Origin of the sequence: Streptomyces sp. NPDC051569 (genome assembly GCF_044454085.1) — a bacterium.
In the GTDB taxonomy this organism is placed as follows: Bacteria; Actinomycetota; Actinomycetes; order Streptomycetales; family Streptomycetaceae; genus Streptomyces.
Genome location: NZ_JBITDJ010000016.1, coordinates 43,911 through 66,421, shown reverse-complemented (window position 1 = coordinate 66,421; position 22,511 = coordinate 43,911). Strand labels below are relative to the sequence as shown.

16 protein-coding genes and 1 riboswitch are annotated in these 22,511 nt (G+C 71.3%); of the genes, 13 read left to right on the top strand and 3 right to left on the bottom strand.

Annotated features, from left to right (window positions below; all coding sequences use genetic code 11):
• The first annotated feature begins 80 nt into the window (after positions 1 to 80).
• The 5 genes from ACIBAE_RS21745 to ACIBAE_RS21725 all read left to right on the top strand — a co-directional run bounded on the left by ACIBAE_RS21745 (position 81) and on the right by ACIBAE_RS21725 (position 7,001).
• Complete coding sequence (locus ACIBAE_RS21745; RefSeq protein WP_399287982.1) at positions 81 to 1,088, top strand: LacI family DNA-binding transcriptional regulator; 1,008 nt, start codon at positions 81 to 83, stop codon at positions 1,086 to 1,088.
• An 850-nt stretch (positions 1,089 to 1,938) separates the two neighbouring features.
• Complete coding sequence (locus tag ACIBAE_RS21740) at positions 1,939 to 3,288, top strand: ABC transporter substrate-binding protein (protein WP_399287979.1); 1,350 nt, start codon at positions 1,939 to 1,941, stop codon at positions 3,286 to 3,288.
• Positions 3,289 to 3,295: 7 nt separating this feature from the next.
• Complete coding sequence (locus ACIBAE_RS21735) at positions 3,296 to 4,252, top strand: carbohydrate ABC transporter permease (RefSeq protein ID WP_399287976.1); 957 nt, start codon at positions 3,296 to 3,298, stop codon at positions 4,250 to 4,252.
• 15 nt (positions 4,253 to 4,267) lie between these two features.
• A complete protein-coding gene (locus ACIBAE_RS21730; RefSeq protein WP_399287973.1) occupies positions 4,268 to 5,218 on the top strand; it encodes a carbohydrate ABC transporter permease in 951 nt (316 codons plus the stop codon).
• 160 nt (positions 5,219 to 5,378) lie between these two features.
• Positions 5,379 to 7,001, top strand: a complete 1,623-nt coding sequence (locus ACIBAE_RS21725; protein ID WP_399287970.1) for an alpha-amylase family glycosyl hydrolase — start codon at positions 5,379 to 5,381, stop codon at positions 6,999 to 7,001.
• Between the two features lie 153 nt (positions 7,002 to 7,154).
• On the opposite strand, the gene ACIBAE_RS21720 is transcribed toward ACIBAE_RS21725, so the two are convergent.
• Entirely contained in the window at positions 7,155 to 8,438 is a 1,284-nt protein-coding gene (locus ACIBAE_RS21720; RefSeq protein WP_399287968.1) for a citrate synthase, read from the bottom strand.
• Positions 8,439 to 8,539: 101 nt separating this feature from the next.
• Here ACIBAE_RS21720 and ACIBAE_RS21715 point away from each other — a divergent pair, with 101 nt between their 5' ends.
• Entirely contained in the window at positions 8,540 to 9,703 is a 1,164-nt protein-coding gene (locus ACIBAE_RS21715) for a citrate synthase (protein ID WP_399287965.1), read from the top strand.
• A gap of 53 nt (positions 9,704 to 9,756) precedes the next feature.
• Here ACIBAE_RS21715 and ACIBAE_RS21710 read toward each other — a convergent pair whose 3' ends face one another.
• Positions 9,757 to 12,207 (bottom strand): DNA topoisomerase (ATP-hydrolyzing) subunit A, encoded by a 2,451-nt coding sequence (locus ACIBAE_RS21710; protein WP_399287962.1) that lies wholly within the window; start codon positions 12,205 to 12,207, stop codon positions 9,757 to 9,759.
• Between the two features lie 191 nt (positions 12,208 to 12,398).
• Between ACIBAE_RS21710 and ACIBAE_RS21705 the strand changes: the two genes are divergently transcribed.
• The 4 genes from ACIBAE_RS21705 to ACIBAE_RS21690 all read left to right on the top strand — a co-directional run bounded on the left by ACIBAE_RS21705 (position 12,399) and on the right by ACIBAE_RS21690 (position 17,214).
• Positions 12,399 to 13,769, top strand: a complete 1,371-nt coding sequence (locus ACIBAE_RS21705) for a M16 family metallopeptidase (RefSeq protein ID WP_399288166.1) — start codon at positions 12,399 to 12,401, stop codon at positions 13,767 to 13,769.
• 17 nt (positions 13,770 to 13,786) lie between these two features.
• On the top strand, positions 13,787 to 15,169 hold the full coding sequence (locus tag ACIBAE_RS21700; protein ID WP_399288164.1) for a M16 family metallopeptidase: 1,383 nt from the start codon (positions 13,787 to 13,789) through the stop codon (positions 15,167 to 15,169).
• Positions 15,170 to 15,402: 233 nt separating this feature from the next.
• A riboswitch (cyclic di-AMP (ydaO/yuaA leader) is annotated at positions 15,403 to 15,573 on the top strand.
• A 13-nt stretch (positions 15,574 to 15,586) separates the two neighbouring features.
• A complete protein-coding gene (locus tag ACIBAE_RS21695) occupies positions 15,587 to 16,348 on the top strand; it encodes a M23 family metallopeptidase (RefSeq protein ID WP_399287960.1) in 762 nt (253 codons plus the stop codon).
• A 176-nt stretch (positions 16,349 to 16,524) separates the two neighbouring features.
• Complete coding sequence (locus ACIBAE_RS21690) at positions 16,525 to 17,214, top strand: GntR family transcriptional regulator (RefSeq protein WP_399287958.1); 690 nt, start codon at positions 16,525 to 16,527, stop codon at positions 17,212 to 17,214.
• Positions 17,215 to 17,366: 152 nt separating this feature from the next.
• Here the strand turns inward: ACIBAE_RS21690 and ACIBAE_RS21685 are convergent, their stop codons facing one another.
• On the bottom strand, positions 17,367 to 17,648 hold the full coding sequence (locus tag ACIBAE_RS21685) for an HPr family phosphocarrier protein (protein WP_399287955.1): 282 nt from the start codon (positions 17,646 to 17,648) through the stop codon (positions 17,367 to 17,369).
• A 102-nt stretch (positions 17,649 to 17,750) separates the two neighbouring features.
• Here ACIBAE_RS21685 and ACIBAE_RS21680 point away from each other — a divergent pair, with 102 nt between their 5' ends.
• Genes ACIBAE_RS21680 through ACIBAE_RS21670 form a run of 3 tightly spaced genes read left to right on the top strand, consistent with a single transcriptional unit; the run spans position 17,751 to position 22,465 of the window.
• Positions 17,751 to 20,612 (top strand): GNAT family N-acetyltransferase, encoded by a 2,862-nt coding sequence (locus tag ACIBAE_RS21680; RefSeq protein WP_399287951.1) that lies wholly within the window; start codon positions 17,751 to 17,753, stop codon positions 20,610 to 20,612.
• 60 nt (positions 20,613 to 20,672) lie between these two features.
• Positions 20,673 to 21,269 carry a DUF5998 family protein gene (locus tag ACIBAE_RS21675; RefSeq protein WP_399287949.1) on the top strand — a complete coding sequence of 199 codons (597 nt, stop codon included), beginning with the start codon at positions 20,673 to 20,675 and terminating at the stop codon, positions 21,267 to 21,269.
• The gene (locus tag ACIBAE_RS21670) at positions 21,269 to 22,465 is read left to right on the top strand and encodes an alkaline phosphatase family protein (RefSeq protein ID WP_399287948.1); all 1,197 of its coding nucleotides are present in this window, start codon (positions 21,269 to 21,271) and stop codon (positions 22,463 to 22,465) included. The genes ACIBAE_RS21675 and ACIBAE_RS21670 overlap by 1 nt, the downstream gene beginning before the upstream one ends.
• Positions 22,466 to 22,511: the final 46 nt, after the last annotated feature.

The following is a 22,511-nucleotide window of genomic DNA, read 5'->3' as shown; positions in this document are numbered from 1 at the left end:
GTGCCCGCCTCGGTGTGCCGATGAACAAGTTTTACGCGGCTGAGCAAGTAGCTTGCATCCTTTGCGATAGTCTTGCGTGTATGACGCGACGACTTGCTCAGGTGGCGAAGAAGGTTGGGGTCAGCGAGGCCACGGTCAGCCGGGTGCTCAACGGCAAGCCGGGAGTCTCCCAGGCCACGCGGCAGTCGGTGCTGACCGCGCTGGACGTTCTCGGATACGAGCGGCCGACCCAGCTGCGCGGCGAGCGCGCCCGGCTCGTCGGCCTGGTCCTGCCGGAGTTGCAGAATCCCATCTTCCCCGCGTTCGCCGAGGTGATCGGCGGTGCGCTGGCCCAGCAGGGCCTCACGCCCGTGCTCTGCACCCAGACCAAGGGCGGGGTCTCCGAGGCCGACTACGTCGAGCTGCTGCTCCAGCAGCAGGTCTCCGGGGTGGTCTTCGCGGGTGGCCTGTTCGCCCAGGCGGACGCCCCTCACGACCACTACCGGCAGCTCGCGGAACGCAAGATTCCGGTTGTCCTGATCAATGCGCCCATCGAGAACCTCGATTTCCCCTGTATCTCCTGTGACGACGCCGTCGCGGTCGAGCAGGCGTGGCGCCATCTGGCCTCGCTCGGCCACGAGCGCATCGGTCTGGTGCTCGGCCCGTCCGACCACGTGCCGTCCCGGCGCAAGCTCGCCGCCGCCCTCGCGGCGGCGAAGGCGGCCAAGTCGAAGCTGCCCGACGAATACATCGAGCGGACCATGTTCTCCCTGGAAGGCGGCCAGGCGGCCGCCTCGCGGCTGCTCGACCGGGGGGTCACGGGGATCATCTGCGCCAGTGACCCGCTGGCACTGGGAGCGGTACGGGCCGCACGCCGGCGCGGTCTCGACGTACCGCGCGAGGTGTCGGTCGTGGGCTTCGACGACTCCGCGTTCATGAACTGCACCGAGCCCCCGCTGACCACGGTGCGCCAGCCCATCGAGGCCATGGGGCGGGCCGCCGTCGAGATGCTGAGCGCTCAGATCCAGGGCGGCTCCGTGCCCCCAGGTGAGCTGCTCTTCGAGCCGGAGCTGGTGGTCCGGGGCTCCACGGCGCAGGCTCCCCGGTAGCCCGCGCGGGCGGAAGCGGTTGGCTCCCGCCGGGCGGCCGGATATCGTCTGTCGAACTTTTTCGAAACAAGCAAGAAATATTGCGAACGCCGGGCGCCCGCTGATCGGGGTGTGGGTCGGCAGGCCCCCGTAGGTCGCCATGGGGCGCCCTGTGGCCCGGTGGGGCGGCGGCCCGGCGGCTCGGGCGTGCGCGGCGGCTTCGCGGCGCTCCACGGGGCCGCCACGCGACGGCGCGTACGGCGCGCACGCCCGAGCCGCGTACGAACACGTACGAACACGTACGGACGCACGCGGACACCCACGACGCCGATGGCGCGTGCGGCAGTGGTCGCGGCCGGCTCGGTAGGGGACGGCTCCCGCGCGCCCGGCCCGCTCGCCCCCACCCCCGGTCGCGTCCTCCGTCGCCTCGCCCGTCGCGTCACCGCTCACGCTCGCGAGTAAGCGGCTTGCGGGATCTGCCCATGGCTTGCGCATGCGTCCCGCAGGGCTCCGCAAGAAAAGTGACCGGGCCGCATCGGCCCCGCCTGGCCGGATCCGCCCCCCGGGCCGGCGTCGTAGGCCCCCCGCCGCCTGGAACCGCGCCCTCCGGGCCCCGGGCGTGACGGCCCGTCGGCCCCGCGACGACAGGTCCGCAGGGCGGCCCGATGACGCTTTCCGCACCACTGCGGCAGTCGTCCGAAAGCATAGGGTACGGACCCCCCTTCGAGCCCCCCTCATGCAGGCATCTGTCAAGTATTTGCGAAATCGGAGCGACATATTGCGGACATCCGTAGTTAGTGGTTGAGTGAGCGCCGCCACACAGCGAGCGGCTGTGGGTTTCCCACGCTCCTGCCCAAGAGGGGTTCCACCGATGAGAAGCTCCGGGTTCCGACGTACCTGTACCGCCGCCATAGCCTCCGCGCTGGCCCTGACCGGGCTCGCCGCGTGCAGCTCGGACAGCGGGAACGACGCGAACGGCAAGACGCAGTTCACCGTGAACTGCGAGCCGCCGAAGAGCGCCAAGATCGACCGCAAGAGCTTCGAAGACGACATCGCGACGTTCAAGAAGGCGAACCCCGACCTCGACCTGGTCGCCCACGACGCCTTCCCCTGTCAGGACCCGAAGACGTTCGACGCCAAGCTCGCCGGCGGCCAGATGGAGAACGTGTTCTACACGTACTTCACCGACGCCCAGCACGTCATCGGCATCAACCAGGCCGCCGACATCACCTCGTACGTCAAGGACATGAAGGGCTACAGCGACATCCAGCAGTCGCTGCGCGACGTGTACTCGAAGGACGGCAAGGTCTACGGCGTCCCGCGCACCAACTACTCGATGGGCCTGCTCTACAACAAGAAGCTCTTCACACAGGCCGGCCTCGACCCCAACAAGCCCCCGGCCACGTGGGAAGAGGTCCGCGCCGCCGCCAAGAAGATCGCGGCGCTCGGCAACGGCACCGTCGGGTACGCCGACTACAGCGCGCAGAACCAGGGCGGCTGGCACTTCACCGCCGAGATGTACTCGCAGGGCGGCGACATCGTCACACCGGACGGCAAGAAGGGCGCGGTCGACAGCCCCGAGGGCAAGGCGGTCCTGCAGAACCTCAAGGACATGCGCTGGGCCGACAACTCCATGGGGACCAAGCAGCTGCTGATCCTGAACGACGTGCAGCAGATGATGGGCTCCGGCAAGCTCGGCATGTACATCTCCGCGCCGGACAACATCCCGATCCTGGTCAAGGAGAAGGGTGGCAACTACGACGACCTGGCGCTCGCCCCCATGCCGGGCGGCAAGGGCACGCTCGCGGGCGGCGACGGCTACATGTTCAAGAAGAAGGACACGCCGGCCCAGATCAAGGCCGGTCTGAAGTGGCTCGAAGCCCAGACCAACACGCCGGGCAGCGGCCTGAACGACTGGAAGCGCGCGTCCGAGCTCAAGGCCCCCGTCGGTCTGCCCGAGCCGCGGCTGTGGACCGGCGCCACCGACGCCAAGGACCAGGAGCTGAAGAAGCAGTACGCGAACGTCCCGGTCGCGAACTACCAGCCCTTCCTCGACGGCAGCCAGCAGCTCACGCTCAAGCTGGAGCCCCCGCAGGCCCAGCAGATCTACTCGGTTCTCGACGGGGCGGTGTCGGCGGTCCTCACCAAGAAGGACGCCGACATCGACCAGCTCCTGAAGGACGCCCAGTCCAAGATCGACGGAATTCTGGCCCGGGGCTGACGTACCGATGAAGACAGCCCAGGTCCCCCAGCGGTCCGCCGCCGCGCAGCCCCCCACCTCGGGGCTGCGCCCGGCGGGCCGCGGGGCTCCCAGCCCCTTCCGCCGCAAGCTCTCCCATCAGGTGCGCGCCTACGCCTTCCTGATCGGCGGCCTGATCTGCTTCGCGCTGTTCTCCTGGTACCCGGCGATCCGCGCGGTGATCATCGCCTTCCAGAAGTACACCCCCGGATCAGCTCCGGAATGGGTGGGGACCGCCAACTTCACGCAGGTCTTCCACGACCCGGAGTTCGGTGCGGCCTGGCGCAACACCCTCACCTTCACCGGAATCGCCCTGCTGATCGGGTTCGCGGTGCCGTTCGTGATGGCTCTCATCCTCAACGAACTGCGCCACGCGAAGTCGTTCTTCCGGGTGGTCGTCTACCTCCCGGTGATGATCCCGCCGGTGGTCAGCTCCCTGCTCTGGAAGTGGTTCTACGATCCGGGCGCCGGCCTCGCCAACGAGGCGCTCAGCACGCTCCACCTGCCCACGTCGAACTGGACCAACAGCACGAGCACCGCGCTGATCTCCCTGGTCATCGTCGCCACCTGGGCGAACATGGGCGGCACGGTACTGATCTACCTCGCCGCACTCCAGGGCATCCCGGGGGAGCTGTACGAGGCGGCGGAGCTGGACGGCGCCGGCATCCTGCAGCGCGTGCGTCATGTGACGATCCCGCAGACCCGCTTCATCATCCTGATGCTGATGCTCCTGCAGATCATCGCCACGATGCAGGTCTTCACGGAACCCTTCGTGATCACCGGCGGCGGACCGGAGAACTCCACCGTCACGATCCTCTACCTGATCTACAAGTACGCCTTCCTCTACAACGACTTCGGCGGGGCGTGCGCGCTGAGCGTGATGCTGCTGGTGCTGCTCAGCCTCTTCTCCGCCCTCTATCTGCGGTTCACCCGCACCGACGACTGAGAGGAGCGCAGCGCCATGACCCAGATCGCGCCGCCTCCCCGGCAGGCACCGCCCGAGCCCGGCGAGCCCGCCCGCGAGAAAAGCCGGGACCAGGCCGTACGTACCCTCGTGTCGCCGCTCACGATGGCGAGCACCCGGGGCAGGACGCTCTACTGGATCGTCTTCACGCTGGTGGTCGTCGTCTTCGCGCTGGCCTTCCTGTTCCCCGTGTACTGGATGGCCTCCGGAGCCATGAAGTCCCCGGACGAGCTGGTCAGGACACCGCCGACGCTGCTCCCGGAGACCTGGCACTTCAGCGCGTACACCGACGCGTGGGACCTGATGCAGCTCCCTCAGCATCTGTGGAACACGGTGGTGCAGGCCGCGGGTGCCTGGATCCTCCAGCTCGTCCTCTGCACGGCCGCGGCCTACGCCCTGTCCAAGCTGAAGCCGGCCTTCGGAAAGGTGATCCTCGGCGGCATCCTCGCCACCCTGATGGTCCCGGCCCAGGCGCTCGTCGTCCCCAAGTACCTGACGGTCGCCGACCTGCCGCTGATCCACACCAGTCTGCTCAACGACCCGCTGGGTATCTGGCTGCCGGCCGTCGCCAACGCCTTCAACCTCTACCTGCTCAAGCGCTTCTTCGACCAGATACCGCGCGACGTGCTGGAAGCGGCGGAGATCGACGGCGCCGGACAGCTCCGTACGCTCTGGTCGATCCTGCTGCCCATGTCCAGGCCGGTGCTCGGCGTCGTGTCGATCTTCGCCCTGGTCGCCGTCTGGCAGGACTTCCTCTGGCCCCTGATGGTCTTCTCGGACACCGACAAGCAGCCCATCAGCGTCGCGCTCGTCCAGCTGTCGCAGAACATCCCGCTGTCCGTGCTGATCGCCGCCATGGTGATCGCGAGTATCCCGATGGTGCTGATGTTCCTGGTCTTCCAGCGGCACATCATCGCCGGCATCAGCGCCGGCAGCACCAAGGGCTGACGGCCGTCCCCGTCCCCCGTCCCGATCCTGCGCACCGCCGCCACCCATCTCAGTCCCCGCTGTGGAGCGGCGGTGCGCAGCTCATGCTCATGAACCCCCCGCCTCGTCACGGAAGGGACCACCGTGAGGGCCACAGCACCAGCCCCGAAAGGAATGTCGCATGGAAGGCAGCCCTCTGGAGCCCGCCGACCGGAACTGGTGGCGCGACGCTGCCATTTACCAGATTTACGTACGCAGCTTCGCCGACGGTGACGGAGACGGCACCGGCGATCTCGCGGGTGTACGGGCCAGGCTGCCGTATCTCGTGGAACTGGGCGTGGACGCCCTCTGGTTCACCCCGTGGTACCTCTCGCCCCTCGCCGACGGCGGCTACGACGTGGCGGACTACCGCACCATCGACCCGGCCTTCGGGTCCCTCGCCGAGGCCGAGAAGCTCATCGCCGAGGCACGCGAGCTGGGCATCCGTACCATCATCGACGTCGTGCCCAACCACGTCTCCGACCGGCACGCGTGGTTCCAGGCGGCGCTCGCCGCCGGCTCCGGCAGCCCCGAGCGCGAACTGTTCCACTTCAGGACCGGGCGCGGCGAGCACGGTGAGATCCCGCCGAACGACTGGACCTCCGAATTCGGCGGTACACCCTGGACGCGGCTCGACGACGGCGAGTGGTACCTGCACCTCTTCGCACCCGAGCAGCCCGACCTCAACTGGGCTCATCCGGCGGTGCGTCAGGAGCACGAGGACGTCCTGCGCTTCTGGTTCGAGCGTGGTGTCGCCGGTGTACGGATCGACTCGGCGGCCCTGCTCGCCAAGGACCCGGCCCTGCCGGACTTCATCGCGGGCCGCGACCCGCACCCGTATGTCGACCTGGACGAACTGCACGACATCTACCGCTCCTGGCGGGCCATCGCCGACGAGTACGACGCCATCTTCGTCGGCGAGGTATGGCTGCCCGACACCGAGCGCTTCGTCCGCTACCTGCGTCCGGACGAACTGCACACCGCGTTCAACTTCACCTTCCTGGCGTGCCCCTGGGAGGCGGACCCGCTGCGTGCCGCGATCGACGAGACACTCGCCGAACACGCGCCGGTCGGGGCCCCGGCGACCTGGGTGCTCTGCAACCACGACGTGACCCGTACGGTCACCCGCTACGGGCGCGAGGCCACCGGCTTCGAATTCGCGGCCAAGGAATTCGGCACCCCGACGGATCTGGAGCTCGGCACCCGTCGCGCACGCGCCGCCGCGCTGCTTTCGCTGGCGCTTCCGGGAGCCGTCTACCTCTACCAGGGCGAAGAGCTGGGCCTCCCGGAGGCGGATATTCCGCTCGACCGGATCCAGGACCCGATGCACTTCCGCTCCGGCGGCAAGGATCCGGGCCGCGACGGCTGCCGGGTGCCGGTGCCCTGGACGGCGCGGGCGCCCCACGCCGGCTTCGGCTCGGACGCCGAACCCTGGCTTCCGCAGCCGGAGTCCTGGGCCTCGTACGCCGCCGATCTCCAGTCGGGCGACCCGGAGTCGATGCTCAGCCTCTACCGCCAGGCCCTGCGGCTGCGCCGTGCCGAGCCCGGCTTCGGGGACGGGCCGATGACCTGGCTGGCCGCCGCCCCCGGGGTGCTGGCCTTCACCCGTACCGGCACCACGGGGCCCGGCGGTGTGGTCTGCGTGGTGAATCTCGCCGGTGAGTCCGCGGAACTCCCCGCCCACACCGGTGTCCTGCTCACCAGCGGCCCGCTGGACGGCGGCGGGCGCCTCCCACGGGACACGGCGGCCTGGCTGCGGATCTGACGTCGCGGCCGGCGTCCCGCCGGCCGGCTCCCTCCTGCTCCCGGGCGAGCGCGGCAGCGTCTCCGACATCGCTGCCGCGCACGGCCGGTCCATCCCGGCGGCCCCGGGGCCACGAACCGTGCCTGCCCACAGGGCAGGCACCCGCACGGTCGCTCAGGGCAGTTCCACCGGCGGGCGGGGCCCGTTGTACCGGCCGCTCGGCCGCATCCGCAGCGGCTGTTCCCCGTACTCCTCCAGCGCGTGCGCGATCCAGCCCGCCGTACGGGCCACCGCGAAGACCGTCTCGCCCGCCTCGGGCGGCATCCCGGTGGTCACCGAGAGCGCCGCCAGCGCCAGATCGACATTGGCGTGCAGCCGCACATGGCGGGCGGTGGTCGCCTCCACCTCGCGCGCTGCCGCCAGCACGGGACCGGCGCCGGGGACCTCCTTCAGCACGGTGAACAGCGCCTCGGCGCGCGGGTCCCGGCCCGGGTAGATCCGGTGGCCGAGTCCCGGCACCCGGCGGCCCGCCCGCAGATGGTCCGCGACCACGGCGGCCGCGCTGCCCCGCTCCAGGACCTCGGCGAGCATCCGGTGCGCCGGACCGCTGGCCGCACCGTGCAGCGGACTGTCCAGGGCGCCGAGCCCGGCGGAGACCACCGCGTACGGATGGGCGCGGGCCGATGCCGCCACCCGGGCGGCGAGCGTCGAGGCGGCCAGATCATGGTCGATGAGCAGCGACAGGGCCATGTCCAGCGCCCGTACGCCTGATGCGTCGGCCGGCCGCGAGGTCAGCCGGGGCCACAGCCGCCACGCCAGGCTCCCGTCCCCGTGGCGTGCCGGGCCGATCGGCGGGAGCGCGCCCACCAGGGTGGGGATCAGCGCCCGGGCGGCGCCCAGGACCGCGTCCCTGGAGAGGTCGAAGCGGAGCGGATCGGCGACCGCCGCCGCGATGACGGCCATCCGCAGCCGGTCCGTCGAGCCGCTGTGCCCGGGCAGGGACTCGACGGCGCGGCGGGCGGCGGTCAGCGCCTCGGCGGGCGCGGTGAACCGGACGCCCCGGCGCATCGTGCCCGTCCAGAGCCAGTCGGCGATCTCCTCGAAGCCGAAACGCCGCGCCAGTTCGGTCGCGTCCACGCCCCGGAAGTAGTAGTGATCCGTGTCGATCAGGGTGATGCCGGTACGGATCCGTGGGGGGCCGTCGCCGCCCGCCGGGGGTTCCCGCCTGCCCTTGCGGACGAGCGCGTCCACCTCCCTGGCGTCGAAGGTGCTGCCACGGCCGGCCGGGTCCCGCCGACTGGTGAGCAGGCCCCGGCTGACGTACGCGTACACCGTCTCCGGCTTCACCCCGAGCCGCTCGGCCACCTCCCGCGTGGTCAGACGCTGTTCGTCGTCCCCGCCCAGCGGGCCCCCACCCAAAGGGCCCCCGCCCACAGCGTCCCCGCCCACAGCATTCATGCCCACACCGTACACATATTGATTTAATCAATGTTGACAGTGGAGTAGTCAAGCGTAGACAGTCGAATCAAGGTAAAGGGGCCAGTGCAGGGAGGAAGCACATGCCGATCAACGGGACCACCGTCTCCGCGCTCGACGTACCGCACGGTCTCGCGGGCGTCGTCGTCACCGACACCGCCCTCGGGGACGTCAGAGGGCGCGAGGGCTTCTACCACTACCGCCAGTACTCCGCCGTCGAGCTGGCCCGGAGCCGGAGCTTCGAGGACGTCTGGCACCTGATGTTCCACGGAGAGCTGCCGGACGCGGCCGGACGGGCGGCCTTCACCGCGCGGACCGCCGCGCTGCGCCCGCTGCCCGCGGAGGTCCAGGCGGCGCTGCCCGTCATCGCGCGGTCCTCCGCCCGGTCGGGACCGCTCGCCGGACTGCGCGGCGCGCTCTCCCTCTTCGGCGCCTCGGCCGGGCTGAGCCCGCTGTACGACATCGGCGCCGACCGCCGCCTCGCGGACGCCCTCGCCGCCTGCGCGGCCGTACCGACCCTGCTGACCGCGCTGTACCGCCTCGGCCAGGGCCTGGAACCGATCGCGCCGCGTGACGACCTGCCCCATGCCGCCAACTACCTGTACATGCTGACCGGCACGGAACCCGATCCCGACCGGGCGCGGGCGGTCGAGCGGTATCTCATCTCCACCGTCGACCACGGCTTCAACGCGTCGACCTTCACCGCCCGCGTGATCGCCTCGACCGGCGCCGATCTGGCCGCCTGCCTGGTCGGCGCGGTGGGGGCGCTCTCCGGACCACTGCACGGCGGGGCGCCGAGCCGGGCCCTCGACACGCTCGACGCGATCGGCACCGTGGACCGCATCGACCCCTGGGTCAGGGAACGGGTCATGGCGGGGGAGCGGATCATGGGCTTCGGGCACCCCGTCTACCGCACCGAGGACCCGCGCTCCCGCATGCTCCGGGAGATCGCCGAAGGATTCGGCGGCCCGCTGGTGGACTTCGCCGTCCAGGTCGAGTCACGCGTCGAGGCGATCCTCGCCGAGCTGAAGCCCGGCCGCGAGCTGCACACCAACGTGGAGTTCTACGCGGGCGTGGTCATGGAGCTCTGCGGGCTGCCGCGCGAGATGTTCACCCCGACCTTCGCGGCGGCCCGGGTGGTGGGCTGGAGCGCCAACATCCTGGAGCAGGCGGCCGACTCCAAGATCATCCGCCCGGCGGCCCGCTACACCGGACCGCCTCCGCCCCAGCCGGTGCCGGCCGCCTGAGAGCCTGTCGGGTGACCTCTGAGTGGCACGGCACCGGCGGGAGCGCGGGCGGGTCAGTGCGCCGGGCCGGCCAGGGTCTCGACCGGTGACGTGAACGGCGTACCCGAACCGTCCCGGCGCGGGTCGGGCTCCGGCAGCTCCACCGGTGTGCCGTCCTTGCGCGCCGCGCGCGCGGGGCTCGCCCCCGCCCAGGCCAGGACCAGCATGTCCTCACCCTTCAGGAAGCGCTGGCAGCGCACCCCGCCGGTGGCCCTGCCCTTGCGCGGATACTGGTCGAACGGTGTGAGCTTCGCCGTACGCACCGAGTCGTCCAGCGTGCCGTGCGAGCCGCTGACCGTGAACACCACGGCGTCCACCGCCGGATCCACCGCCGTGAAGGAGATCACCGCGGCGCCCTCGGTCACCTTGATGCCCGTCATGCCGCCCGCGGCCCGGCCCTGCGGCCGTACCTGCGCCGCCTGATAACGCAGCAGTTGGGCGTCGGAGGTGATGAAGACCAGGTCCTCCTCGCCGGTCCGCAACTCCGCGCCGCCGACGATCCGGTCGCCGTCCCTGAGCGAGATGACCTCCAACTCGTCCTTGTTGGACGGGTAGTCGGGGACGACCCGCTTGACGACGCCCTGGAGCGTGCCCAGCGCGAGCCCGGGCGAGGACTCGTCGAGCGTGGTCAGGCAGACCAGCGTCTCATCGCCTTCCAGCGCCAGGAATTCGGTGGCCGGCGCCCCGCCCGACAGATTCGGCGCCGAGGCCGTGTCCGGCAGTTGCGGCAGATCGATCACCGCGACCCGCAGGAGGCGTCCGGCCGAGGTGACAGCGCCGATATCGCCGCGCGCCGTCGCCGGCACCGCCGAGACGATCACGTCGTGCTTGACGCGCCTGCCGTCGCCGCCCTCCAGCGGCGCCCCGTTGGCCGTGCGGGCCAGCAGTCCGGTCGAGGAGAGCAGCACCCGGCACGGATCGTCCGCGACCTCCAGCGGCACCGATGCCACCGCGGAGCCCGCGGACTCCAGCAGCACCGTGCGACGCGGGGTGCCGAACTTCTTCGCCACCGCGGCCAGTTCGCCGGAGACCAGCTTGCGCAGCTCCGAGTCCGAGTCCAGGATGCCGGTCAGCTCGTCGATCTCGCCGTTGAGCCGGTCACGCTCGCTCTCCAGCTCGATCCGGTCGAAGCGGGTGAGCCGGCGCAGCGGCGTGTCCAGGATGTACTGCGTCTGGATCTCGCTCAGCGAGAAGCGCTCGATCAGCCGCTCCTTGGCCTGCGCGGAGTTGTCGCTCGACCTGATCAGCTGGATGACCTCGTCGATGTCGAGGAGCGCGACGAGCAGCCCCTCGACGAGATGCAGCCGGTCACGGCGCTTGGTCCGCCGGAACTCACTGCGCCGGCGCACCACCGTGAACCGGTGGTCCAGATAGACCTCCAGCAGCTCCTTCAGACCGAGCGTGAGCGGCTGGCCGTCCACCAGCGCCACATTGTTGATGCCGAAGGACTCCTCCATCGGCGTCAGCTTGTAGAGCTGCTCCAGCACCGCTTCCGGCACGAAGCCGTTCTTGATCTCGATGACGAGCCGCAGGCCGTGCGAGCGGTCCGTGAGGTCCTTCACGTCCGCGATGCCCTGGAGCTTCTTGGCGGAGACCAGGTCCTTGATCTTCGCGATCACCTTCTCCGGGCCGACCGTGAACGGCAGCTCCGTGACGACCAGGCCCTTGCGGCGGGGGGTGACGTCCTCGATCGTCGCCGTGGCCCGGATCTTGAAGGTGCCACGGCCCTTCTCGTACGCGTCCTTGATGCCGGTCAGCCCGACGATCCGGCCACCGGTGGGCAGATCGGGACCCGGCACGAAACGCATCAGCGTCTCCAGGTCGGCGGACGGGTGCCTGATCAGGTGGCGGGCGGCCGCCACGACCTCGCCCAGGTTGTGCGGCGGCATGTTCGTCGCCATGCCGACCGCGATCCCGGAGGCCCCGTTGACGAGCAGATTCGGATACGCGGCCGGAAGCGTGACCGGTTCCCGCTCCTGGCCGTCGTAATTCGGCTCGAAATCGACGGTGTCCTCGTCGATCGACTCCGTCATCAGTGACGTGGCGTCGGCCATCCGGCACTCGGTGTAACGCATCGCGGCCGGCGGATCGTCGTTACCGAGCGAGCCGAAGTTGCCGTGGCCGTCGACCAGGGGCAGCCGCATCGAGAACGGCTGCGCCATCCTGACCAGCGCGTCGTAGATCGACGCGTCGCCGTGCGGGTGCAGCTTGCCCATCACCTCGCCGACGACGCGCGCGCACTTCACATAGCCGCGGTCGGGGCGCAGGCCCATCTCGTTCATCTGGTACACGATGCGGCGGTGCACCGGCTTCATACCGTCACGGGCGTCCGGCAGGGCCCGGGAGTAGATCACCGAGTACGCGTACTCGAGGAAGGAGCCCTGCATTTCATCGACCACGTCGATGTCGAGGATCTTCTCCTCGAAGTCCTCCGGCGGCGGGGTCTTCGTGCTGCGGCGGGCCATCGCGGCTGCGGCTCCTTCACAGATGTCTGAGCGGCGGTTTCTTCAACTGACGCGGACCATTGTGGACCGAGCCACTGACAGCGCCGACCTCGACCCGTCGTTGAGCGCGCGCGGCACGGGAACTTCGCCAGGCGTCAGCGCGCTTGCATACAGTGGCAGGACTTCTCCATATCGCGATCGAAGGGACGTACATGCCCATGGGTCACACGGCCACAGCGCAGGCCGGTTCCGGCGGCCTGACAGCGACTGAGCACCGGCTGGCCAACGGCCTGCGCGTGGTGCTCTCCGAGGACCATCTGACCCCGGTCGCCGCGGTCTGCCTCTGGTACGACGTCGGCTCGCGCCACGAAGTCAAGGGCCGTACGGGACTCGCCCACCTCTTCGAGCACCTGATGTTCCAGGGCTCGGCGCAGGTGAGCGGGAACGGCCACTTCGAACTGGTGCAGGGGGCCGGCGGCTCCCTGAACGGCACCACCAGCTTCGAGCGCACCAACTATTTCGAGACGATGCCCACCCACCAGGTGGAGCTGGCGCTGTGGCTGGAAGCCGACCGGATGGGCTCCCTGCTCGCCGCGCTCGACGACGAGTCCATGGAGAACCAGCGGGACGTCGTCAAGAACGAGCGGCGACAGCGGTACGACAATGTGCCCTACGGCACGGCCTTCGAACGGCTGACCGCTCTCGCCTACCCCGAGGGCCACCCGTACCACCACACCCCGATCGGCTCGATGGCCGACCTGGACGCCGCCACCCTGGAGGACGCCCGCGCGTTCTTCCGGACGAACTACGCGCCGAACAACGCGGTGCTGTCGGTCGTCGGCGACATCGACCCCGAGCAGACGCTCGCCTGGGTCGAGAAGTACTTCGGGTCCATCCCGTCCCACGACGGCAAGCAGCCGCCGCGCGACGGATCGCTCCCCGACGTCATCGGCGGGGAACTCCGCGAGGTGATCCACGAGGAGGTCCCGGCGCGCGCGCTGATGGCCGCCTACCGGCTGCCGCACGACGGCACCCGTGAGTGCGACGCCGCCGACCTGGCCCTCACCGTCCTCGGCGGCGGCGAGTCGTCCCGGCTCCACAACCGTCTGGTGCGCCGCGACCGGACCGCGGTCGCCGCGGGCTTCGGGCTGCTGCGCCTGGCGGGCGCCCCCTCGCTCGGCTGGCTGGACGTCAAGACGTCCGGTGGTGTCGAGGTTCCGGAGATCGAGGCCGCGGTCGACGAGGAGCTGGCCCGCCTCGCCACCGAGGGCCCGACCGAGGAGGAGATGGAGCGCGCCCACGCCCAGCTGGAGCGCGAGTGGCTGGACCGGCTCGGTACCGTCGCGGGCCGCGCCGACGAACTGTGCAGGTACGCCGTGCTGTTCGGCGACCCGCAGCTGGCGCTGACCGCGGTGACACGGGTGCTGGACATCACCGCGGACGAGGTGCGGGCCGTCGCCGCGGCGCGGCTGCGCCCGGACAACAGGGCGGTGCTGGTGTACGAACCGCTCACCGCCGATGAGAGCGCCGCCGACGAGGGCGCCGCCGCCGAGACCGACGAGCACGAGGGGGCGGACCAGTGACCGACGCTGCCGTGACCATGGACTTCCACCCGCAGCCGACGGCCGGCGAAGCCAGGCCCTGGGCCTTCCCGGCTCCCGAGCGCGGCACCCTCGGCAACGGGCTGACCGTACTGCGCAGTCACCGCCCCGGACAGCAGGTGGTGGCGGTCGAGATCAACCTCGACGCCCCGCTGGACGCCGAGCCCGAAGGGCTCGACGGCATCGCCACGATCATGGCGCGGGCGCTCTCCGAGGGCACCGACAAGCACAGCGCCGAGGAGTTCGCCGCCGAGCTGGAGCGCTGCGGCGCCACGCTCGACGCGCACGCGGACCACCCGGGCGTACGGATCTCCCTGGAGGTCCCCGTCTCCCGGCTGCCCAAGGCGCTCGGCCTGCTCGCCGAGGCGCTGCGCGCCCCCGCCTTCGCGGACAGCGAGGTCGAGCGGCTCGTCCGCAACCGCCTCGACGAGATCCCGCACGAGACCGCCAACCCGGGCCGGCGCGCCGCCAAGCAGCTCTCCAAGGAGCTGTTCCCGGCCTCCCTGCGCATGTCCCGGCCGCGCCAGGGCACCGAGGAGACGGTGGAGCGGATCGACGCGGCGGGCGTCCGCGCCTTCTACGAGGCGCACGTGCGCCCGGCCACGGCCACCGCCGTGGTCGTCGGTGACCTCACCGGGGTCGACCTGGACGAGGTGCTCGCCGACACCCTCGGCGCCTGGACCGGCGACACCGCCGCGCCCCGCCCCGCGCCGCCCATCACCGCCGACGACACCGGCCGTGTGGTGATCGTGGACCGCCCCGGGGCCGTACAGACCCAGCTGCTGATCGGCCGCATCGGCGCCGACCGGCACGACCGCGTCTGGCCGGCCCAGGTGCTGGGCACGTACTGCCTGGGCGGCACCCTCACCTCCCGGCTCGACCGGGTGCTGCGTGAGGAGAAGGGCTACACCTACGGCGTACGGGCCTTCGGCCAGGTCCTGCGCTCCTCGGCGCCCACCGCGCCGGGCGGGGCGACCGGCGCCGCGATGCTCGCCATCAGCGGCTCGGTGGACACCGCGTCCACCGGCCCGGCGCTGGAGGACCTCTGGAAGGTGCTGCGCACGCTCGCCGCCGAGGGGCTCACCGACGCGGAGCGCGACGTGGCCGTCCAGAATCTGGTCGGGGTGGCGCCGTTGAAGTACGAGACCGCCGCCTCCGTCGCGGGCACACTGGCCGACCAGGTCGAGCAGCATCTCCCTGACGACTTCCAGGCGCAGATGTACGCGCGGCTGGCCGAGACCGGCACCGTCGAGGCGACCGCCGCGGCTGTCAACGCCTTTCCGGTGGACCGGCTCGTCACCGTGCTCGTCGGGGACGCCGCGCGGATCAAGGAGCCGGTGACGGCTCTCGGTATCGGTGAAGTGACTGTGATCGCGGGCTGATCCGGCGCTGATCCGGGGCCGCTCTTCGGCCTGTCCGGTGCATCAGGAGACTCCGGCGATGGCCTGTCGCCGGAGTCTCCTGGCATACACCCCATATGCACCATTTGGCGTGCTGGTTCCGTGTCTGCCCTGTGGTGTGCGCTACAAAACGCCCTGCCCGTTTGGTGATCGAATGATGATCCGCCTAGCGTCGGTCCGGCTGTCCGCCAGTACCCCGCCGCAGCCGCGGCACCGGGCAGCCATCGCCGAGTCCCCGTCAGGCGCGAGCCCGGGGAGCCGGGGACCCACACGCAGTCCCCGGGGTGAATCGGACGCCTTCGCGCTCACCCGCGCGAAAGGGGCCCGTAGGAGACCTTCCTGCTCCGAACCCGTCAGCTGACCCGGTAGGCGAGAAGGAAGGAAAGGACCAGCCACTTCATGGCGTTCACCCGTGTCACCGGTAAACACCGCGCCCGCCGCCGCACGACACGTCGCGGCGCGGGTCTCGCCGGCGCCGCGACACTCACCGCCACCGGTGTCATCGGCGCCCTCGCGTCCCCGGCGCTCGCCGCCGGCGCGGACGCTCCGGGCGCTGTCCGGCACACCGGGCTGGGCCAGGCCTTCGCCATGAGCGACACCCTCGCCGACCGGATCGACGCGCAGGCCGACGCCCAGCGCCACGCGGCCGAGCGGGCCGCGAAGGCGGCGGCGCGGCGCGAGGCGCAGGCCCGCGCCCGGGAGCTCCGCGCCGCCGGGGAACGCGCCGCCCGCGCCGCCGAGCGCGAACGCCTCGGCTCCTTCCGGCTCCCCGTCGCCGGCTCGTACGTCACCACCGGCTACCGGTCCGGCGGCTCGTTCTGGTCCTCCGGCAGCCACTCGGGCGTCGACTTCCGGGCCGCGTCCGGCAGTTCGGTCGTCGCTGTCGGCGCGGGCACCGTCGTCGAGGCCGGCTGGGGCGGCTCGTACGGCAACAACATCGTTCTGCGGATGGACGACGGCACGTACACGCAGTACGGCCACCTCTCCTCCATCAGCGTCTTCGTCGGCCGGTCCGTCACCCCGGGCCTGCCGATCGGGCTGTCCGGCGCGACCGGCAACGCCACCGGTCCGCACCTCCACTTCGAGGCCAGGACGGGCCAGGAGTACGGCTCCGACATCGACCCCGTCGCGTATCTGCGCGCCCACGGAGTGCGCGTCTGACCGTTCGGACCTCGGAAGGCCCCGGTTCCCCGCCGGGGCCTTCCGTGTGCGCCGCGCTGGCCAAAAGATATCCATCGATTCCGGGCACCCATCGGAAATTCGCGTTGATTGCAATAGAGTCACGGATCAGGTGGCCATCGGCAGTGTTTCGCGCGGATTAAGGCGGAGGTTCGGACATGCGCATTCCCGCGCACTCGGTTTGCACGGCGGTCCGTGACGACATCGTCTCCGGCGTATTCGAACGGGGTAGCCGGCTCACCGAGGAGCAACTGGCGCGGCGCTACGGCGTCTCCCGCGTCCCGGTCCGCGAAGCGCTGCGCACCCTGGAGGCGGAGGGCTTCGTGACCACCCGCCGCCATGTCGGCGCGTGCGTGGCCGAGCCCACCGAGCAGGAGGCGGCCGACCTCCTCGACGTGCGTCTGCTGCTGGAGCCGCTGGGCGCGGCCCGCGCGGCCCAGCGCCGTACGGAAGCCCATCTGAAGGTGCTCCGCGGCCTGGTCAGGCTGGGGCAGGAGCGGGCCCGCCGGGGGCAGGGCGAGGACCTGCGCTCGCTCGGCGCCTGGTTCCACGAGACGCTCGCCCAGGCGTCCGGCAGCCCCGCGCTCACCGCCCCGCTCACCCAGCTGCGACACAAGATCGCCTGGATGTACACCGTGGAACAGCCCGCCCACCCCGTGGAGTCCTGGGCGGAGCACGGCGCGATCGTGGACGCGGTGGCACGGGGCGACGCGGAGCGCGCGCGGGCGCTCACGGCGCTGCACGCGGAGCGCACCGTGGCCGTGCACCGGTTGCGGCGGGCGGAGCGCGGCCGGGAAAAGGCGAAGGTTCCGCAACGTGCCGTAAACACCGCGAGTGCCCGCTCTTAACAATCGCGCCGTATACAAAGAAGAGAAATGAGCGGGACTTGTTTTGTGCTGCCCGCACATGGCGTGAAGCCTGTCGATCGAAAAGGAGTTCCCGGTGCGCTGAATTCAGCGCACCGGGAACTCCTTTTCTGGAATTCTGCGTACGAACCGGGTCAGACGGTCTCGGGAAGCTCGTCGAGCCCCTCGGCGACCAGCTTCGCCAGCCGGTCCAGGGCGGCCTCGGCGCCGTCCGCCTCGGAAGCCAGCACGACCTCCTCGCCGCCCTGTGCGCCCAGGCCGAGCACCGCGAGCATGGAGGCGGCGTTCACCGGATTGCCCTCGGCCTTGGCGATCGTCACGGGGACGCCGGTGGCCGTGGTGGCACGGACGAAGATGGAGGCGGGGCGGGCGTGCAGGCCCTCGGCCCAACCGACATTGACGCGACGCTCTGCCATGGTGTTGCCCTTCAAGTCTTCAAAGATGTTGTCTAGACCAGTGTGCCACGTGTCCCGGCGCATCCTCCGTCGTGGCTCCTCCGTGCGCCGTAGGCTTTGGTCATGGAGACGCCGTCGGACCATGCCTACCCCTCTCACTGGGAAGCAGACGTGGTGCTGCGGGACGGAGGCACCGCCCGGATCCGGCCCATCACCACCGACGACGCGGAGCGGCTGGTCAGCTTCTACGAACAGGTCTCCGACGAATCCAAGTACTACCGTTTCTTCGCCCCCTACCCCCGGCTCTCCGACAAGGACGTGCACCGCTTCACCCACCACGACTACGTGGACCGGGTGGGGCTCGCGGTGACGGTGGGCGGCGAGTTCATCGCGACCGTCCGCTACGACCGCATCGACGAGCGGGGCATGCCGGCCTCCGCGCCGGCCGACGAGGCCGAGGTCGCGTTCCTCGTCCAGGACGCCCACCAGGGCCGCGGCGTCGCCTCCGCCCTCCTCGAACACATCGCCGCCGTCGCCCGCGAGCGGGGCATCCGGCGCTTCGCCGCCGAGGTGCTGCCCGCCAACAACAAGATGATCAAGGTGTTCCGGGACGCCGGCTACACCCAGAAGCGCAGCTTCGAGGACGGCTCCGTCCACCTCACCCTGGACCTCGAACCCACCGTCGAATCCCTCGCCGTGCAGCGCGGCCGCGAGCAGCGCGCCGAAGCACGCTCCGTGCAGCGGCTCCTCACCCCGCGCTCGGTCGCCGTCGTCGGCACCGGCCGTGCGCCCGGCGGAGTCGGCCGCACCGTCCTCGCCAACCTGCGCGCCGGAGGCTTCACCGGCCTGATGTACGCGGTGAACCACGCCTTCGCCCCGGACCTCCGCGAGATCGACGGCGTTCCCGCCTTCCGGTCCGTCGCGGAGATCGGCGTCCCCATCGACCTCGCCGTCCTCGCCATCCCGGCGGAGCGGGTGCCGGAAGCGGTCGCCGAGTGCGGCGAACACGGCGTCCAGGGCCTGGTGGTCGTCTCGGCCGGGTACGCGGAGACCGGCGCCGAAGGGCGGGAGCGCCAGCGGGAACTGGTCCGCCAGGCCCGCTCGTACGGCATGCGCATCATCGGACCCAACGCCTTCGGGCTCATCAACACCGCCGACGCCGTCCGGCTGAACGCCTCCCTCGCCCCCGCACCGCCAGGACAGGGCCGTATCGGCCTCTTCACCCAGTCGGGCGCGATCGGCATCGCCCTGCTCTCCGGACTCCACCGGCGCGGCGCGGGCCTCTCGTCCTTCATCTCGGCGGGCAACCGCGCGGACGTCTCCGGGAACGACTTCCTCCAGTACTGGTACGACGACCCGGACACCGACGTCGTGCTCCTCTACCTCGAATCGATCGGCAACCCGAGGAAGTTCACCCGGCTCGCCCGGCGCACGGCGGCGGTCAAACCGGTCGTCGTCGTCAAGGGCGCGCGCCACAGCGGCAGCGCGCCGCCCGGCCACGCGGTCCCGGTCAGCCGCATCCCGGACGCGACCGTCTCGGCGCTCCTGCGGCAGGCGGGCGTCATCCGCGTCGACACGGTCACCGAACTGGTCGACGCGGGCGTGCTGCTCGCGTCCCAGCCCCTGCCGGCCGGCCCCCGCGTCGCGATCCTCGGCAACTCCGAGTCCCTCGGCCTCCTCACGTACGACGCCTGCCTCGCCGAGGGCCTCGACCCGCTCCGGCCCCGCGACCTCACGACCTCGGCGACCCCCGCCGACTTCCACGCCGCCCTCGCGGCCGCCCTGTCGGACCCGGCAGCCGACGCGGTGGTGGTGACCGCCATCCCCCGGGTCGGCGAGACCGGCACGTCCGACCCCGCGGGCGACACCCTGGCCGCGGCCCTGCGCGGCGCGGCGGCCTCCGGACCGGCCAAACCGGTCATGGTGGTCCACGTCGAGATCGGCGGCCTGGCGGAGGCACTGGCGGTGGTGGAGAACACCGCCGCCGGCGCCGGATCAGGCGATGACCACGCGTCCGCCGGTGCGGGCCCGGGGCCCGGTGATGCCGGGACCCCGCGCCCGGGCGATCCCGGCACCCTCGGGTGGATTCCCGCCTACCCCGCCGCCGAGCGGGCCGTCCGGGCGCTCGCCGAGGCCGTCACGTACGCACGGTGGCGGCGGCAGGCGGCCGAGCCCGGCAGAGGGCCCACGCACACCGAGTACGCCGAATACCCCGAGCACCCCGAGGACGACGACATCGACGAGGCGGGCGCCGCCAAGCTGATCGACGGACTGCTCGGCGCGGCGCCCGAACCGCGCAGCGTGCCCCTCGCCCCCACCGACGCACACGCGCTCCTCGCCCGCTACGGCATCTCGGTACGCCCGACCCTGCCCGCCCCCGGACCCGACGAGGCCGCCGTCGCGGCGGCCTCACTCGGATATCCCGTCGCGCTCAAGACGACCGCGCCCCACCTCCGGCACCGCGCCGACCTCGGCGGCGTACGCCTCGATCTCGCCGACGAGGCGCAACTGCGCCTCGCGTACCGCGAGCTGACCGAAAATCTCGGTGCCCCCGCCGAGCTGCGGCCCGTCGTCCAGGCCATGGCGCCGCGCGGGGTGGACACCGTCGTACGGGCGGCCCTCGACGCCGGAGCCGGAGCCGTCCTCTCCTTCGGGCTCGCGGGCGCCGCCTCCGAGCTGCTCGGTGACCTCGCCCACCGGCTCGTCCCCGCCACCGACCGCGACGCCGCCGAGCTGATCCGGTCGATCCGGGCGGCCCCCCTCCTCTTCGGCTGGCGCGGCTCCGCGACCGTCGACACCCCCGCCCTGGAGGACCTGCTGCTGCGGGTGTCCCGGCTGGTCGACAACCATCCCGAGATCGTCTCGGTCGACCTGGAGCCCGTGGTCGTCGCCACCCGCGGTCTCTCCGTCCTCGGCGCGAGCGTCCGCCTCGCGCCGCCCCCCGCCCGCGACGATCTCGGACCGCGCCGCCTCCCCAGTTACTGAGCCGGTGGGTACCCCACGGAGCGTCCTCGGCAGCCATCCGGCCACCGTAGGATGGAGCCCATGGCGAAGAGCGGTACGACGACCCAGGGGCTGCGCACGGCGATCGAGCGCAGCGGCTACTACCCGGCTCTCGTGGCCGAAGCGGTGGAAGCCGCTGTCGGTGGCGAGCAGATCGCGTCGTACCTGGTGCACCAGGAAACAACCTTCGACGCCAACGAGGTCCGCCGGCACGTCACCGTCCTCGTTCTGACGGCCCACCGCTTCATCGTCAGTCACACCGACGAGCAGGCCGCCGACTCCAGCTCCCCGACCCCGTACGCGACGACCTCCACCGAGTCGGTCAAGCTCGACCGGATCTCCTCGGTCGTGCTCAGCCGCGTCGTCGCCAACCCGGAGTCGTACACCCCCGGGACCCTGCCGCGTGAGGTCGTCCTCACCATCGGCTGGGGCGCCGTCTCCCGGATCGATCTGGAGCCCGCCGCCTGCGGCGATCCCAACTGTGAGGCGGACCACGGCTACACCGGCAGCTCGACGGCCGACGATCTGAGCCTGCGGGTCAGCGAGGCCGGTGACGGCCCGGACGCCGTCCGTCAGACGCTCGCGTTCGCCCAGGCCCTCTCCGAAGCGACCGCGGCCACCGCGGCGACCGGCCGCTGATGGCCGCCGAACCGCTCTGGCCGGACCCCGTCCCGCTCGCCCTCGACACCGCGCCGCTGCCCGAGTACGGCAGCGGTTCGCTCGCCGACCTGCTGCCCACCCTCGCGGCCGGCCAGGGCGTACCGGATCTGACCCCGGCCATCGCGGAGCTGACCCCCGCCGACCGGAACTGCGTCTTCCTGATCGACGGCCTCGGCTGGGAACAGATCAAGGCCCACCCGGACGAAGCGCCGTACCTGACCTCGCTGCTCGGCACCTCGCGCGGCAACACCGGCCGCCCGCTGACCGCCGGCTTCCCCGCCACCACCGCGACCTCCCTCGCCTCGGTCGGTACGGGGCTGCCGCCCTCGGCGCACGGCCTGCCCGGCTACACCGTCCGCGACCCCGCGACCGGCGCGCTGATGAACCAGCTCCGCTGGAAGCCCTGGACCGACCCGCACGTCTGGCAGCCGTACCCCACGGTCTTCCAGCTCGCCGACGCGGCGGGCGTCCACACGGCCCAGGTGTCCGCCCCGACCTTCCAGCACACCCCGCTCACCAAGGTCGCGCTCAGCGGCGGCACGTTCCACGGCCGGCTCACCGGCGAGGACCGGATGGACCTGGCCGCCCGGCAACTCGGCGCGGGCGACCGGTCGCTGGTCTACACGTACTACAGCGAGGTCGACGGCAAGGGCCACCGCTTCGGCGTCGACTCCGACGCCTGGCGCGGCCAGCTCATGTACGTCGACCGGCTCGTGCAGCGTCTCGCCGAACAGCTCCCGCCCCGCTCCGCGCTCTATGTGACCGCCGACCACGGCATGATCGACATCCCGTTCGACGAGGAGTCGCGCATCGACTTCGACGAGGACTGGGAGCTGCGCGCGGGTGTCGCCCTGCTCGGCGGCGAGGGCCGGGCCCGTCATGTCTACGCCGTACCGGGTGCGCGGACCGACGTCCTCACCGTCTGGCGTGAGGTGCTCGGCGAGCGCTTCTGGGTGGCGAGCCGGGACGAGGCGATCGCGGCCGGCTGGTTCGGTCCACCCGGGACGATGGACGAGCGGGTGTACGGACGGATCGGCGACGTCGTCGCCGCCGCCCACGACGACGTGGTGATCACCGCCTCCGTCCAGGAGCCGCACGAGTCGGCGATGGTCGGGATGCACGGCTCGATGACCCCCGTCGAGCAGCTCGTCCCGCTGCTCGAAGTACGCTCGTAGGTCCCGAGCGACCCTGAGGCCCGACCGTTCTCCGTACCCGGCGCGG

Coding starts and splice junctions, on each gene's coding strand:
- ACIBAE_RS21670 (WP_399287948.1), top strand. CDS start 21,269: ATGGCCGCCGAACCGCTCTGGCCGGACCCCGTCCCGCTCGCCCTCGAC.
- ACIBAE_RS21710 (WP_399287962.1), bottom strand. CDS start 12,207: ATGGCCCGCCGCAGCACGAAGACCCCGCCGCCGGAGGACTTCGAGGAG.
- ACIBAE_RS21705 (WP_399288166.1), top strand. CDS start 12,399: ATGCCCATGGGTCACACGGCCACAGCGCAGGCCGGTTCCGGCGGCCTG.
- ACIBAE_RS21680 (WP_399287951.1), top strand. CDS start 17,751: ATGGAGACGCCGTCGGACCATGCCTACCCCTCTCACTGGGAAGCAGAC.
- ACIBAE_RS21740 (WP_399287979.1), top strand. CDS start 1,939: ATGAGAAGCTCCGGGTTCCGACGTACCTGTACCGCCGCCATAGCCTCC.
- ACIBAE_RS21725 (WP_399287970.1), top strand. CDS start 5,379: ATGGAAGGCAGCCCTCTGGAGCCCGCCGACCGGAACTGGTGGCGCGAC.
- ACIBAE_RS21715 (WP_399287965.1), top strand. CDS start 8,540: ATGCCGATCAACGGGACCACCGTCTCCGCGCTCGACGTACCGCACGGT.
- ACIBAE_RS21700 (WP_399288164.1), top strand. CDS start 13,787: ATGGACTTCCACCCGCAGCCGACGGCCGGCGAAGCCAGGCCCTGGGCC.
- ACIBAE_RS21685 (WP_399287955.1), bottom strand. CDS start 17,648: ATGGCAGAGCGTCGCGTCAATGTCGGTTGGGCCGAGGGCCTGCACGCC.
- ACIBAE_RS21735 (WP_399287976.1), top strand. CDS start 3,296: ATGAAGACAGCCCAGGTCCCCCAGCGGTCCGCCGCCGCGCAGCCCCCC.
- ACIBAE_RS21675 (WP_399287949.1), top strand. CDS start 20,673: ATGGCGAAGAGCGGTACGACGACCCAGGGGCTGCGCACGGCGATCGAG.
- ACIBAE_RS21720 (WP_399287968.1), bottom strand. CDS start 8,438: ATGAATGCTGTGGGCGGGGACGCTGTGGGCGGGGGCCCTTTGGGTGGG.
- ACIBAE_RS21690 (WP_399287958.1), top strand. CDS start 16,525: ATGCGCATTCCCGCGCACTCGGTTTGCACGGCGGTCCGTGACGACATC.
- ACIBAE_RS21745 (WP_399287982.1), top strand. CDS start 81: ATGACGCGACGACTTGCTCAGGTGGCGAAGAAGGTTGGGGTCAGCGAG.
- ACIBAE_RS21730 (WP_399287973.1), top strand. CDS start 4,268: ATGACCCAGATCGCGCCGCCTCCCCGGCAGGCACCGCCCGAGCCCGGC.
- ACIBAE_RS21695 (WP_399287960.1), top strand. CDS start 15,587: ATGGCGTTCACCCGTGTCACCGGTAAACACCGCGCCCGCCGCCGCACG.